Annotated in this window: 9 protein-coding genes; 5 read left to right on the top strand and 4 right to left on the bottom strand. The window is 48.6% G+C overall.

Annotated elements, in window-relative coordinates; genetic code table 11:
* Nucleotides 1-15 precede the first annotated feature (15 nt).
* Nucleotides 16-852, top strand: a complete 837-nt coding sequence (locus tag ACFODX_RS05830) for a triose-phosphate isomerase family protein (protein WP_378117037.1) — start codon at nucleotides 16-18, stop codon at nucleotides 850-852.
* On the opposite strand, the gene ACFODX_RS05825 is transcribed toward ACFODX_RS05830, so the two are convergent.
* The 4 genes from ACFODX_RS05825 to ACFODX_RS05810 all read right to left on the bottom strand — a co-directional run bounded on the left by ACFODX_RS05825 (nucleotide 849) and on the right by ACFODX_RS05810 (nucleotide 7162).
* On the bottom strand, nucleotides 849-3416 hold the full coding sequence (locus tag ACFODX_RS05825) for a glycosyl hydrolase 115 family protein (RefSeq protein ID WP_378117035.1): 2568 nt from the start codon (nucleotides 3414-3416) through the stop codon (nucleotides 849-851). The genes ACFODX_RS05830 and ACFODX_RS05825 overlap by 4 nt on opposite strands.
* 27 nt (nucleotides 3417-3443) lie before the next feature.
* Nucleotides 3444-4499, bottom strand: a complete 1056-nt coding sequence (locus ACFODX_RS05820; protein WP_378117033.1) for a glycosyl hydrolase — start codon at nucleotides 4497-4499, stop codon at nucleotides 3444-3446.
* 134 nt (nucleotides 4500-4633) lie between these two features.
* On the bottom strand, nucleotides 4634-4948 hold the full coding sequence (gene rhaM / locus ACFODX_RS05815) for an L-rhamnose mutarotase (protein ID WP_378117031.1): 315 nt from the start codon (nucleotides 4946-4948) through the stop codon (nucleotides 4634-4636).
* Nucleotides 4949-5026: 78 nt separating this feature from the next.
* On the bottom strand, nucleotides 5027-7162 hold the full coding sequence (locus ACFODX_RS05810) for a beta-galactosidase (protein ID WP_378117029.1): 2136 nt from the start codon (nucleotides 7160-7162) through the stop codon (nucleotides 5027-5029).
* Nucleotides 7163-7379: 217 nt separating this feature from the next.
* Here ACFODX_RS05810 and ACFODX_RS05805 point away from each other — a divergent pair, with 217 nt between their 5' ends.
* From ACFODX_RS05805 to rhaT, 4 genes are all read left to right on the top strand, one after another.
* Nucleotides 7380-8780 (top strand): rhamnogalacturonan acetylesterase, encoded by a 1401-nt coding sequence (locus ACFODX_RS05805; protein ID WP_378117027.1) that lies wholly within the window; start codon nucleotides 7380-7382, stop codon nucleotides 8778-8780.
* A gap of 199 nt (nucleotides 8781-8979) precedes the next feature.
* Nucleotides 8980-11883 carry a TonB-dependent receptor gene (locus tag ACFODX_RS05800; protein WP_378117025.1) on the top strand — a complete coding sequence of 968 codons (2904 nt, stop codon included), beginning with the start codon at nucleotides 8980-8982 and terminating at the stop codon, nucleotides 11881-11883.
* Between the two features lie 119 nt (nucleotides 11884-12002).
* Entirely contained in the window at nucleotides 12003-13439 is a 1437-nt protein-coding gene (locus ACFODX_RS05795) for a glycoside hydrolase family 28 protein (protein WP_378117022.1), read from the top strand.
* 2 nt (nucleotides 13440-13441) lie between these two features.
* Nucleotides 13442-14506, top strand: coding sequence for an L-rhamnose/proton symporter RhaT (gene rhaT, locus ACFODX_RS05790; RefSeq protein WP_378117020.1), 1065 nt, complete (start codon nucleotides 13442-13444; stop codon nucleotides 14504-14506).
* Nucleotides 14507-14527: the final 21 nt, after the last annotated feature.

The raw sequence follows: 14527 nt of genomic DNA, 5'->3' as shown, positions 1-14527 counted from the left end.
ACGGGAGCCAGGTCTATGAATCGCAGAGGCAAAACCATCATCGGCAATTGGAAACTCAATGGCAGCAAACAATTAATGCAAGACACGCTGCTGGAACTGGGTAGCCAGATACAACAATCCCCTAGTGCAAACCAGTGCCGGCTGGCTATTTGCTCCCCCGGTATTTACGTTAGCGAGATGATACAAATCGCCCGGCCGCTGGGCGATAAATTGTTAGTGGGCTGCAAAAATATTAATACCGATCCACATACTTTTACTGGCGATCTCTCTGCACACACAGCCCAAAAACTGGGTTGTAAAATTTGCCTGATAGGTCACGCCGAACGGCGCGCTGCACTCAATGAAGGCAATTACAGCTATCACATTAAAGTGAAACAATTAGTTGCTGCCGGTGTTGCACCCTTGTTGTGTATTGGTGAAACCCTGGAAGAAAAACTGGCCGGTAAAACTCGTGAAATATTACAACAACAATTACACCAGGCATTGGCGGGCATATCCTTTGGCGATACCGACTTATATGTAGTGTACGAACCTGCCTACGCACTGAGCAGCAGCCAGGGTTTAACACCTATTTTTGCGCAGGCCGTGCATGTGGATATTCGCGCTTTGCTCACCGAAATTCTAGGTCAAACGCAAGCGGAAAAAACCGCCATTATTTACGGCGGTAGCGTTAACTGCGACAACGCGTTGAGCTTGATTGCACAACCGGATGTAGATGGTTTATTAATTGGCTGCGCCAATTCCAACCTGCAATATTTTCGCAGTATCTGTAACAATATTTTTTCCCTTGCGCCGGTTTTTAATTACGCCACCGAGCGCAAGGATTATGAAAATTATATGGATGCCAGTTAATGCTGGCGTGCCGGCAAGCCCAAATAACTTGCCGGCAAACCATCAACATCCACCACAATTTTATCCACTAACACACCGGCATCCACGCCATAAATATTCAGCGTTTGTTTGTCACTGTGCTTCACTTGACCCGGGTGTTTCACTTGACCCGTATGCTTCACTTGAATAGTCGCATCCAAAATTCGAACGGAATTGAGCACTCCCTGCGCCCAATCGGCGCTGCCATCTTTTACGTCAAGCTCTAACAGTTCTGGCGGTTCGTCATTCAGGCCTATGCCAAGGCGCAGTGAAGTTCCGTGTAGCGGGTGGGTTGGAATAAGGTGGATTTGTACTTTCAACTTGCCAGTAACGGGAAAATCAACCGCGTATTCCAAACGCGGTGCCTGCTGGCGCAAGGTGTAAATATTAATTGCCGGTGCATTAATGGGGTAAAGCCCAACCGCCCCTGCCCCACTGCGGCCCAACCCTTGAATAATTTGCCAGGAGGCGCTGGGGCGATCTATTTTGCGGGTAAAGTTTTCAGCATCTACTGCAAAAGACTGCACTGCGGGATTGGTCGTTTTTGCTGCTTGGCTAAGCGTAACCTGGGGAGGAACCCAGGGCGCCAAACGGTATTTATCCCATTCGCTGCTAGCGGGTTCCACTGTCATAAAATGCCGCCACTTACCGTCCATTAACCAATCATTCCAGAGTGCGGTTTCCTCATTCAGTTGTGCATCGGCCGCTTTAGCAGCGGTGATATTGCCGCGCTCACCTTCCAAAAAACGAATATTGGCCAGCGCCGAGCCGTTAATGGGGTAAGCCACCAATTGAAAAAATGCATACTGCTGCGCATCGCCTATTTTTTTGCGCAGCTGTTCTGTGCGCACACGCAATTGTTGAAAAGCCTGCAACCGCTCGCTCACCTCTTGCGCATTCAAATCACTCAAGCGTGGAGCTGTGCGCGGCAACCACCACTGCAAATGTTCGGGTTTGCGCTGATAGTTGAGTTGATAATAATCGCGCATTAAGCCGGCGATAGCCTCGGCATGTTCATCGCCAAATTCGCGCGCTGCCCATGTGCGCAAAAAATCTTGCTGGTTGTGCAACTGCCAGCGCTTGATATCCCAAGCCATTTGAAAAAATAATTCTGTGCCGATTTCCGCGGGTTTTATATCGCCCACATTCACTATCCACAGTCGATCTGCGCCCATGTCATAGGACTTGGATAACTCCTGCCAAATTAATGCCGGTGGCGTAGTATTTAACCAGAGGTAAGCCATAGGCGCGCCCAGGTAAGACAAGTGATAATAAATACCAAAACCACCGCTGCGTTTGCGCTCTGCTGCATTTGCAAAATTGCGCATGTAACCAAAGTTATCGTCGGGCCAGACGATGGTGACATCATCGGGTACAGCTAAACCCTGGCGATATAACCCCAACACTTCTTTGTAAGCGCAAAACATTTGTGGCACTTGCTCAACCGTTTGCCGGGTATATTTTTTAATTAAGCCGCGCTGCTCAGTGAATATGTTTTGTAATAACTGGATGCGCTGTGCATCCGTAGTTGGCCCCTGCATATAGGAATCGTGGATTCCGCGCATGCCCAGTGTGTAAATATTTTCAAATTGGCCATTGGATTCCATGCGCGTTTGCCAATAGGCCTTAACAGTTTCCGGGTGCGATACATAATTGTATTGCTCGTGCGGTAACTGCCACTCACCGACGTTATTGCGCAGCATAGGTTCAGCATGGGAGGAGCCCATCACAATGCCGTAGCTGTCCGCCAGCCTGGCATTTTCCGGAAAATGATTGAAGGGTTTGGTGACCGGGTGCATGGCCGGCCAAAGAGTATTGGCTTTTAAACGAAGCAATAATTCAAATACTTTTTGATAGGTTTTTGGGCCTATACCGGCGTGTTCCGGCTCAAAGGTTTTTGCGGCCCACTGGTGAATTCCCCAGCCTTCATCGTTAATAAAAATGCCGCGATATTTCACCGAAGGCGGCCCAAAACGGCGGCTGGCGGCTGCCACATACAGCGACGCTTTTTTCTCAGGAACTAGATCTGCCCACCAATGCCAGGGCGAAACACCCATCGCCTGGGACAACTCGTAAACACCATAAGCGGTGCCGCGTTTATCGCTGCCTACAATAACTAATGCCTGCTCCATACCGGCGTGGGGCTGCTCGACAACAGCAATTAAAAAACTCTCCCACTGCCCGCGCAGATCACCAATATTCAATTTACCGCTGGCGACTAAATTATCGATTACCGGATTTTTTCCCAAGGTGCCAATAATAACTGCCGGCGTTTTTAAATCGGTGAACGCAGTGGTTTTGGGTTTTAACAGCGAGGGTTTGCGCCCGGTCACTTGCGCAATATCGTTTACCAAATCGCGCGCCGCCAGTGTGACCAGTTTGTGATCGCCCGGTGCAATCACAATAGGCGCAGCTTGCTTTTTTGCGACTAATGGAAAATCGCCGTGGTGTTTGCGGCTGTCCACCCAATCTGCCGCGATGCTGTGCGCAGTAAAAAAACTGCACCAGAGCAACACAACAGATTGCATTATTTTTGCTGCACCCATGAACAATTCCTGTAGCGCATTTATGCCTTATTGGCGGTGAGAACCCGGCAGTAATTTGACATAGCTGGGCGCATTGCGATCTGCAACTAACCAGCCATTGTGGAATTGCAACTCCACCACTTGAATGGAGCTGCGTTTAACATCCAGCGCCGGAGTTTGATCATAGACTGTCTCGGCATTGACACCGGGGTGAACAAAATAATAAAGAAATGCACGGCCGCCACTGACAATCACTTCGGGGTGATGACCAGCATTTTGATCATCCACACCGGTGCCGGCTATTGCTAATAAATCGCTTGGCTGGCGCTGCCAATGTAGGGCATCGGTAGATTTATAAACACCCAGCCCGTTATTGCCGAGCAAATCATTAATCAACCAATAATGGCCTTGCCAAAAAAATACCAGCGGCGCTTCACCGCGCTCATTGGGTAAATTGGCTGAACCTTGATCCTGCCAGTGATACAAATCATTGCTGTCGGCATAAAACGTTTTTTTACCGGCCAATTCATTGTTATACCAAAGGCGCCAACGGCCATCGGCTAACCGCAATACACTTGCATCGATGACTTTGTTATTTACCAAAGGCAAGGTGCTTTGGTATTCCCATGCGATTAAATCGCGGCTGGTTAAATGCACGATGGTGCGCGGGTGATTCCAATTGTCAAAAATACCAGGAACTATGGTGAGGTACATGTGGTAAATGCCCTCGTGCTCCAACACTGCCGGCGCCCAATAAGTGGCGGTTTCAACATTCGCGGCACCGGGAATGTTGTCGGGAAAATTAACTGTGCCGCGATAATTCCAGGTAACACCATCTACCGATTCAGCAACACCAATGGGTGTGCCGTGCACCCAGGTAACATTGGTTAAACCCGGCACATTGGCGCGGCGATTGGTGTAAAACATCCACCACTTTTTTTCGGCTGCATTAAAAATAATAGAAGGGTCTGCGGCACCATCAAACACGGGATCGCGATACAAAGGTTTAGCGGCAAGCACGCCTGCTGGTTGGTGATGGGTGCGCGATGCAAGATCCGCACAGCCAATAAAAAAGCAGGAAATCACAATCAATAAATAGCGCATTATTGTTATTGGCCTTTGTAAAAATTATTAACAGTTCACCCCCTGGCATCATTCTGATGCAGAGAATACTCTCACCGCCTAGCCCATTCTGATAGGGGGAATATTCCCCCTCCCTTATCAAGGGAGGGGTGAATTTATTCGAAGTGAAATACCTGTGTCAGCGGTTCCACTACCGGGCTGTTATCGGGATTGGTTTCCATAATATCGGCCATAAAAGCCCACCATTTTTTTACCGCCGCCGTTGCGGGTAAATTATCCATGGTGTGATTATCGGTGCGTTTTAACACCGCAAATAATTGCAGTGTTTGCGGATGCAAATAAATCGAGTAATCCGATATGCCCGCATTTTTTAATTCAACGGCCAACTCGGGCCATAATTCATCGTGACGTTTTTTATACTCGGCTTCATAACCGGGTTTTAGTGTCATCACAAAAGCAATTTTTTCCATGTTGATTTTCTCTTATTGAATTGATGGTTTTACCCCCCCTACCCCCCCCTTGATAAGGGCGGGATGGGGGGGTAAAAGCTAAATGCTCACTACTCGCCAGTCATAACCACCCAAAGTTAACTCTGTGGTTGCAATAAGCTGCCCGGTAATTGCATCGCGAGTATTGGAAGGAATATTTACCCTACCCCCTACACCATCCATATTAATAATTACCCACAATGATTTTCCCTGTTTATCAATACGCGGGCAGACCACTGTGCCTGGGCTTGCCACAAACGGCGTAATATTTAATTCGCGCGCGTAGCCCTGAATTAATTGTTGGATAAATTGTTTGCCATCAGTCCCCGTGGGGTGCGCCGATAGCAGCACAATTTTACCTTTACCCAAGATTCGCTCGGTTAAAAAAGCGGTGCCGGGCACTAAAGGCGAATTGAGTGTTCCCAGCACTTTGGTATCGGGGCCGGTAGTGGTCACCGCGCTGCACCAACCGGTGAAATTAAGAGTTTTATCACCAACACTACCCTTAATACCGGTGGCGGTAAGTGGAAAAACATATTCGGTTTGTACACCAGCAACAGCATCCAAAATTCCCATGCCACTGTCGGTAGGCACTGTGTGTTCGCGGGTGCGTGTGCCAGTGCCGGGGGCAATCAGCCAAGTGCCGCCCGCTTTTACAAACTCAATCACGCGCTGTAAGAACTCTTCACTCACGTAGGGCATGGCCGGCGTGATTAATAATTTCAAACCCTCAAGGCTTGCACCTTCAAAACGCACATCGCGATGATAGCCTTGCTCGAACAACAAGCCGTGCCACAACTGCACCACACCGCCGTAGGTTTCCGGAAAGCCCGGCTCTTTATCCATAGGTTCGGTTTCAATCATGGCGCGTGCATGGTCAGACCAGGTGACGGCAATTTCCGGCACCAGTGGTTTGCTTGCAATCATTAAAGGTTCTAATTGTTTGCGCGCCGCTTCCACTTGTTTCACTTGCGCATAACCCGTGGTGGGTTTGAACCAACTGCTCATTACCGCACTGTGATTTATTTCGGCACCGCTGCGCTGCTGGCGCCACAGCCAATAATTCACACCTTCCGCGCCCAAACCGTAAACCAATACCGCTTCTGCTTTTAAAAAACCGTCCGGGTGCATGGGGCTGTGATTGCCCAGCCAACCATTGTGGCTCACGCTGGTTTCCATTAACCAAAAGGGGCGGCCGGGTTTTGCAGCGCGATACATATCGCTGCGAAATACCAAGGCTTGCCACTCTTTACTGGAGGGATAGGCATCGTAAGCGGCAAAATCCAGATGTTTAAACAAACGTTCGTGATTGACTGAAAATGCCGGATTAGTGTTGTGGGTAATAGGCGCGTTGGAATATTGGCGAATAATCTCGCATTGCATATCGGAAAATTCCGCGATGCTTTCGCGATTAAATAAACGATACGCCGTACTCAAGGAAGCGTTATGCAGGAAGGGTGTTTTTAAGGGCGCAGGCACTTGTTCAAAAGATTGGTAATGTGTGCTCCACATATGGGTATTCCAATCTTCATTTAAACGCTCAATAGTCACGTAGCGTTTTTTTAACCACTTATGCCATGCCGCAATCGCCGCTGGGCTGAAATCCTCCGCAACGTGACACTTCAATTCATTGTCAATTTGCCAGGCGATAATGGCTGGGTGATCACCCAAGGTTTTGGCAATCGCCTCCACAATTCGAAAACAAGCTTTGCGCACTGCCGGGTGTTCATAACTCACATGTTGGCGCGCGCCGTGAATTAAACGCTCACCGTCTGCGTTTACAAATAAACGATCCGGGTGGCCGTGGGTTAACCATACCGGCGGCGTGGGCGTGGGTGTGCAAAACACCACTGCAATACCCGCCGCGTGAAATTTATCCATTACCTCGCGCAGGAAACGCGTGGAAATTTTTCCTTCACTCGGCTCCAGCGTCGACCAGGTAAATTCACCAATGCGAATCATATTAATGCCGAGGGATTTCATTTCGGCAATGTCTCGCTCTATATCTTCCACTGGCCAAAGCTCAGGGTAGTAACAGACTCCGTGCCATAACTTTTGCATGGTGTAGTCCAGCGGCGCTTGGGCGCCTGAGCCTGCACCTCCACTGGCGGAAGCAGCATTCAAGTAAGGGGCGGCAGCACCAAGGCTGGCGGCAGAGGCCATGAATTTCATGGCCTCGCGACGGGTAGTATTCATTGTTATCCCTCGGAGATCACATTTATATTATCTGTTTTATCCCATATTACTTGAAAACCAATCATTTCCGAGAAGTTTTCTTTAAATAAATGCAAAGAATTGATTGATTATGACTATTTTATATCGAATTTTATTGACTGGTGCGCTTGCCCGGTTGTTATGATTTGCCCCAATAAGGTTACAAATAACGTCAGCAATAACATAAGAGATAACACCCATGCCGCACCTATCGCCCCTTGTTTCAGTGTTTTTTATCGCCCTTGCCGCCACGGCGAGCCTGGGTTGTAACAGCGCATCCAGCGCTCCCGACAACAGCGCAACAGCGACCACCGCCAGACTCAATTCGAGCGCCATCAATACAAGTGCGAACACCACCAACACAGGTACAAACACCTTGGATTTCACTCGCCCCCAGGTTTTTTATTTTACAAATACCCCAACCGCAGACGGCCATCGGGTGACAACCGGGCAGCCCTACTCTGACAGCACCGGATTTGGATTTGATTTACAAACACAACCAACGGCAGAGCATCAGCCGTTTTATTTTTCGGTAAAAGTGCCTGAGGGAAATTACCGCGTCAGCCTGGAATTTGGTCACGCCGGGATGCCAAGCAACAACACGCTGCGCGCGGAATTGCGGCGTTTATATGTGAAAGATTTAAATACACGCGCCGGTGAATTTATTACCAAAGATATTCTGGTGAATGTACGCAATAACTCACTGCAAACACCCGAACAAAATGCGCCGGGAATTAACAAGGTAAGTTTAAAAACATTGGAGCAACACCGCCTGCATTGGGACAATAAATTAACCCTGGAATTTAACGGCACCGCGCCACACGTACAGCGCGTTACCATTCAAAAAGTGGATGTTCCAACCCTGTATTTAGTAGGTGATTCAACAGTTACAGACCAGCCTTATGAGCCAGCTGCCAGCTGGGGGCAAATGCTGCCCTACTTTTTTACCGCCCCGTTATTTAGCGGTGATATTGCAGTCGCCAATCACGCTGAATCGGGCGAGACAATGAAGTCTTTTATTATGGCGGGGCGTTTTGCCAAGGTACTTGAGCGAATGAAACCGGGTGACTATTTGCTCATTCAATTCGGTCACAACGATCAAAAAAAACAATGGCCACAAACCTATGTTGAAGCCATGACAACCTACAAAGAATATCTGCGTGTTTTTATCGCCGAGGCGCGCTTGCGCGGTGCAACTCCGGTATTAATTACTTCCATGCAACGACGCACCTCTGATCAACAGGGAAAAATTGTGAATAGCCATGGTCTGTATCCACAAGCGGTGCGCGAAGTAGCACAAGAAAAAAATCTAGCCTTGATTGATCTGGATAAAATGAGTGTGCAACTTTATGAAACCCTGGGCACAGATAAAGCTCCCCTCGCCTTTAACGACGGCGGCAAAGACGCCACTCACCACAACAATTATGGCGCCTACCAATTAGCGCAAGCCGTGGTGACAGGGCTGCGCCAATCCCGCCTAGCCTTAGCCCGGCATTTCACTGACAGCAGTAGCTACAACCCCAGCCGGCCAGACCCGGTAGAAAGCTTTGTATTGGCACCTAGCCCGGCGTTTTCTAGCACCCGCCCTGATGGTAATTGAGGCGCCAAACTGTTACTGATACCAAAATACTCAAATTGCGTCACCGGTAACGACTAATCCTGACACACAATGACCCATTAAGACTGCATATGACTGATTATGATTGTTTTGCTCAAATGCCTGTATTAGGATGCAAAAAACACAGGGGGACTCCTTAGTGCTTTGTTTATCCACGCTAATTCTAAGAATGGAGAAGTAAATGAAACACACCAGCTTTGCAATCAACCCATTGGCCGCAGCCGTTATTACGCTCAGCCTCGCTGGCGCCGCCCAGGCGCAAAACAGCAACGATCAACTCGAAGAAGTGACCGTTACCGGTTTCCGTGCTTCGTTGAATACTGCCCTGATGCAAAAACGCGAAAGCGCTGCTGCGGTTGACAGTATTGTTTCTGAAGATATTGGTAAGTTCCCCGACTCAAACCTCGCTGAATCCATGCAGCGTATTCCTGGTGTTGCCTTGTCCCGTGGTGACGGTGGCGAAGGTAAAAATATTTCGGTGCGCGGCCTGGGTGCTGAATTTACCCGCGTGCGTATCAATGGTATGGAAGGCACATCGCAAACCGGTTCATCGGATATTTATGGTGCCGGTAACGCAGGTCGCAGCTTTGACTTTAACGTTTTCCCCTCAGAAATTTTCTCTGAATTGACCGTGCGCAAAACCCCAAGTGCCGATGTAGAAGAAGGCTCACTGGGTGCAACCGTTGATTTGCGTGCGCCAAAACCACTTTCATTCCGCGATGAATTTACCGCAACCGGCACAGTGCGCGGTGTGTATAACGAAGTGAGCGAATCCACTGACCCGCGTGTATCCGGCTTGCTGTCCAAAAAATTTGCCGATGACACTTTTGGTGTATTGGTTTCCTTCGCACACTCCGAACGCAACATTCGCGAAGTGGGTTACTCCGCGGTAAATATTTTGCCCGGTTATGTAAACGGCGGTTTCTGTTCACCCCTGGGTTACACCGGCACCCAAGTTCCCGCGACGAATGCGGCTAAAGGCACCGATGCACTTAACTGCAGCACTGGCAACCCGCGTACCGGCAGTATTGAAGCCTATGAATTAATGACTGACACCACCGGTGTTTCCGGGCGCTTTGGTGGCGGCGTATTTATGCCGCGTATTCCACGCTACCTGAACTCCGAGCAGGATGCCGAACGCACTGGCGGTTCTATTACCCTTGAGTGGGAACCCAACGAAAACACCAACATCTCGTTGGATAACCTGCATTCCAAATACGATGTAGTGCGCCGCGATAATTATATCGATGCCCTCTCCTTTGCACGTAACGCCAACAACAATGGCCAGCCCATGGTGTCGGTAAAAGAATTGGAAATCGATGCCAATGGTTCTTTGGTTTACGGTTTGTTTGATGGCGTAGATTTGCGCTCAGAGAGCTTGGTGGATCGCTTCACGTCTACCTTCCGTCAAACCAACCTGAATTTGACGCACAGTTTTACCGATAATTTTGAAATGAATATTTTGCTCGGCAATTCTATGTCCGAGTTTGATAACCCTGAGCGTTTAACCGTTAACCTGGATGCAATTGATACCGATAACTACGCTATCGATTTCCGTAACGGCGGCAATATTCCGCTGTTGCAATACGGTGTTGATGTAAATGATCCGTCGCTTTTCCAATACGCTGCCGGCTTGGCCGATGGCACAGTGTTGGGCAACTGGAATACCCGCGATTTAACACGCACCACGGAAAATACCACTGCTGAAGCAAATTTCAGCTGGCAAATTAACGATACCTACAAACTCAAATTTGGTGCACAAAGCCGCGAGAGCGATTACCAAACCCGCAGCCGTATTGTTGCGCCAGCATTTACTGCAACACGTAATTTGCCCGCCGGTGTCAGCGTGTCTGATTTCACTCGCACCGTAAACGGCGTGAATGATGTATTAGGTTCAGGCACCCTGGGTGATTACGTAGGTGTTGACCACGAGAAGTGGAAAGAGGCTGTTGGTTATGATGATTTTGTGTGGTGTGGTGCCGAGTGCGGTGCGCAATCGCCTGAAGTGAATGAAAAAATCAACAGCGCTTATGTAATGACCGAGTTTAACTTCGACACCCTCGCTATGCCGGTGCGCGGCGACCTGGGTGTGCGCTATGTAGAAACCGATCAACACAGCTTGGGCTTTGTACCTACCGCAGCGCCAGCGGGTTCTACTTACCCCACTGTGGCTAACCCGGTAACTGTAGATCGCAAATACGACGATTTATTACCCTCCGCTAATGTTGTAGTTGAAATTAATCCATCACTGCTTGCACGTTTTGCTTATGCAGAAGTGATGTCGCGCCCTGAGTTGGGATTGTTGATTCCGAGTGGTTCTATGAACCCAACCACCCGCACTGCCTCTGTGGGCAACCCATTCCTTGAGCCGATTCGTGCAAAAACCTATGACGCTGGTTTGGAGTGGTATTTCGATGAAGGTGCATTGGCTTCGGTTGCTTATTTCGAGAAAGATATTGATACCTATATCCAATCTATTTCCAGCCTGGTGCCTTACACAGAGCTTGGTTTACCAACAACTTTGTTAGAGGGTTCAGCAGCAACAGCAACGGATTTGTTTACCGTAAACCGCTCCACCAATACACCTGGTGGCCCACTGAAAGGTTATGAATTAAACCTGCAGTTACCACTCACCTTCCTGCCTTCTTTCTGGCAAGACTTTGGTGTGTTGGCTAACTACACCCACGTAACGTCTGATATTAACTATGTACTGCAAAGTGCGAACGGTGTGCCCACCTTAACCACAACCAATGATTTGATTGGTTTGTCTAAAGATGCCGCCAGCGGAACCATTTACTACGAAAATGAATCCTTCAGCATTCGTACTACTGGTAGCTACCGTTCCGGTTATTTGCGTGCAATTCCCTCTGGCGGTAACGACAGTGACGTATTGGGCAACCAATCTACTTTCTTTGTAGATGCCTCAGCCTCTTACAACCTGACCGACACAGTGAAGTTGATTGTGGAAGCACAAAACCTCACCGACGAACGCAACACCCTGTACATCGACAGCGTGCGTCAGGACACACTGTTTGAAACTGCAATCGGCCGCACCTTTACTGTTGGTGTCAGTGCCAAGTTCTAATTATCCATAGCTAGGCCTGTTGGCTGCCGGAATTTTTCCGGCAGCCTTTTTTTTACCTGATTTTTATTAAGCCCTACTCGCGCCAGCGAGTACGCATAAAAATAAATGGAGCTGATGCCATGAAACCTTTTCACTTTGCCCCCTATATTGTTTTACTCCTAAGCCTCATCACTATTCCCGCACAGGCAGAACTAAAACACGCTGATTTCACAGTCGCCGCACCCAAAAATATTAATAGCCTGGAAATTAACGCCAGCGACTTTGGTGCAAAAGGTGATGGCGTCACCGACGATACGCTGGCCTTGCAAAAAGCCATTGATGCCGCTGCTGCAAAAAAAGCAACCCTGGTATTAAAACCCGGCACCTACCTTACCGGCTCGCTGTTTTTAAAATCCAATATGGCAGTGCGAATTGATAAAGGCGTAACACTCACGGGAAAACAGGATATTCAATCCTACCCACGGCAAAAAACCCGCATCGCCGGTGTAGAAATTGTGTGGCCTTCGGCGCTCATTAATGTGTATGAACAAAAGGATGTACGCATTTATGGTGAGGGAATTATCGATGGCAATGGCATGGTGTTTTGGCAAACTTTTTGGGACAAGCGCAATGCCTATGAAGGCAAAGGTTTACGCTGGGCTGCAGACTATGACGCAGAACGCCCGCGTTTAATTCAGGTTTACAATTCAGAGCGCGTTGAATTAGGCGGAGGCTTGCAGCTCACCCGCGCCGGTTTTTGGACACTGCAAATTGTTTACTCCAATAATGTAAAAGTATCCGGTGTGTTTATTCGCAATAATTCCGATGGCAAAGGCCCTTCCACCGACGGTATCGATGTGGATTCCTCCCACCATGTATTAGTGGAAAAAGCCGATATCGATGTCAACGACGATGCACTCTGTTTAAAAGCCGGGCGCGATGCCGATGGCTTGCGTGTTAATCGCCCTACCGAACACGTGATCATTCGCGATTCCATTATTCGCCATGCCGAAGCGGGCGTAACCTTTGGCAGTGAAACCTCCGGCAGTATTCGTCATATCGATGTATACAATTTGGATGTACAAGGCCCGGTGTATAGCGGTGTATTTTTTAAATCAGCCCATGTGCGCGGCGGTACAGTATCTGACATTCGCATCAGCAATATGCAGGTAAAAAATGCGGAGGCTGCAGTGCGGGTGGATTTAAATTGGCTGCCCGTTTATTCCTACCCGGTTATTCCCGCAGGCTTAAAAAATGTTCCTGAACATTGGAAAATTCTGGCTACGCCTGTGCCTAAAGAAAAAGGGATGCCCAAGCTGCGCGATATTTACATCAGCGATATAAAAGCCGAAGCCAACGCTGCCTTTTTAATGCAGGGTTATGCCGAGGCGCCGCTGCAAAATGTGCATTTCACCAACCTGCATATTAAAACACCGGCCGCTGGTGCTATCACCCATGCGCGCGGGTTTAGTTTTAATAAAGTCACCCTGGAGACAAGCGACCCTGAACCCGTGGTGTTTGACAATGTGGAAAATACCCAGGGGGAAATCACCTACCTAAAAACAGCGGCGCACTAATTATGGGAAATCCATTACTCGGGGTTTTATTTCATTGGCTGGGCGGATTAGCCTCCGCCAGTTTTTATGTGCCCTTTCGCAAAGTGCGCGGTTGGTCCTGGGAAATTTACTGGTTAATTGGCGGATTTTTTTCGTGGATTTTTGCCCCCTGGATTTTTGCCTATTTTCGCACTGAAGATTTATTCGGTGTGATTGCCGCTGCCGATAGCAACACATTAATGCAATGTATTGTCTATGGCCTGCTCTGGGGTCTGGGTGGATTAACCTTTGGGTTAACCATGCGCTATTTGGGTTTGTCCTTAGGGATGGCAGTTGCACTGGGGCTTTGTGCGTTTTTTGGCACCATTATTCCGCCCATGCTCAAAGGCGTATTTTTTACCGAGGTACTACCCAGCACCCACGGTAAAATTGTCTTGCTCGGTTTGGCGCTGTGTTTAATCGGCATTGCAATTGTGGGCCTGGGTGGCATTCACAAAGAAAAAGAAAGTGCACCGGAAGAGCGACAAAAAAATATTGCCGAATTCGATTTAAAAAAGGGTTTATTGGTTGCGCTTTTTTGCGGGCTTATGTCCTCTTGTTTTGCCTTTGGTATTGCTGCCGGTGAACCGCTCGCCGAATTATCTGCCGCAGCGGGCACCAACCCGCTGTTTAAAGGCTTACCGGTCATTTGTATTGTGTTGATTGGCGGTGCCACTACTAATTTTCTGTGGTGCGCTTATTTAATCGCAAAAAATAAAACCGCCGCGGAAATACTCCAGCCCAAATTGCGCTCAGCCAATGAGCGCCCCGCTACTAGCGGTATTAATTTACTCTGGTGCGCATTGGCAGGGGTGCTCTGGTATTTCCAATTTTTCTTTTATGTCATGGGCGAAAGTCAAATGGGTGAATACGGGTTTTCCTCCTGGACCTTGCATATGGCCTCCATCATTATTTTTTCATCGCTCTGGGGCTTTGCCCTAAAAGAATGGAAAGGCTCCAGCAAAACAACACTTACCTATGTATTCCTCGGCCTGGGTTGTCTTATTGGTTCAACCATGGTGATTGGCTATGGCAATTCACTTGTATAACCAGCCGTGGCAGTTTTTTAG

The sequence above is a fragment of the Cellvibrio fontiphilus genome (assembly GCF_042646205.1).
Taxonomy (GTDB): Bacteria; Pseudomonadota; Gammaproteobacteria; order Pseudomonadales; family Cellvibrionaceae; genus Cellvibrio; species Cellvibrio fontiphilus_A.
The sequence above is the reverse complement of the archived record's forward strand: the minus strand, read 5'-3'. Positions and strand labels throughout refer to the sequence as shown.

Coding starts and splice junctions, on each gene's coding strand:
- ACFODX_RS05830 (WP_378117037.1), top strand. CDS start 16: ATGAATCGCAGAGGCAAAACCATCATCGGCAATTGGAAACTCAATGGC.
- ACFODX_RS05825 (WP_378117035.1), bottom strand. CDS start 3,416: ATGGGTGCAGCAAAAATAATGCAATCTGTTGTGTTGCTCTGGTGCAGT.
- ACFODX_RS05820 (WP_378117033.1), bottom strand. CDS start 4,499: ATGCGCTATTTATTGATTGTGATTTCCTGCTTTTTTATTGGCTGTGCG.
- rhaM (WP_378117031.1), bottom strand. CDS start 4,948: ATGGAAAAAATTGCTTTTGTGATGACACTAAAACCCGGTTATGAAGCC.
- ACFODX_RS05810 (WP_378117029.1), bottom strand. CDS start 7,162: ATGAATACTACCCGTCGCGAGGCCATGAAATTCATGGCCTCTGCCGCC.
- ACFODX_RS05805 (WP_378117027.1), top strand. CDS start 7,380: ATGCCGCACCTATCGCCCCTTGTTTCAGTGTTTTTTATCGCCCTTGCC.
- ACFODX_RS05800 (WP_378117025.1), top strand. CDS start 8,980: ATGAAACACACCAGCTTTGCAATCAACCCATTGGCCGCAGCCGTTATT.
- ACFODX_RS05795 (WP_378117022.1), top strand. CDS start 12,003: ATGAAACCTTTTCACTTTGCCCCCTATATTGTTTTACTCCTAAGCCTC.
- rhaT (WP_378117020.1), top strand. CDS start 13,442: ATGGGAAATCCATTACTCGGGGTTTTATTTCATTGGCTGGGCGGATTA.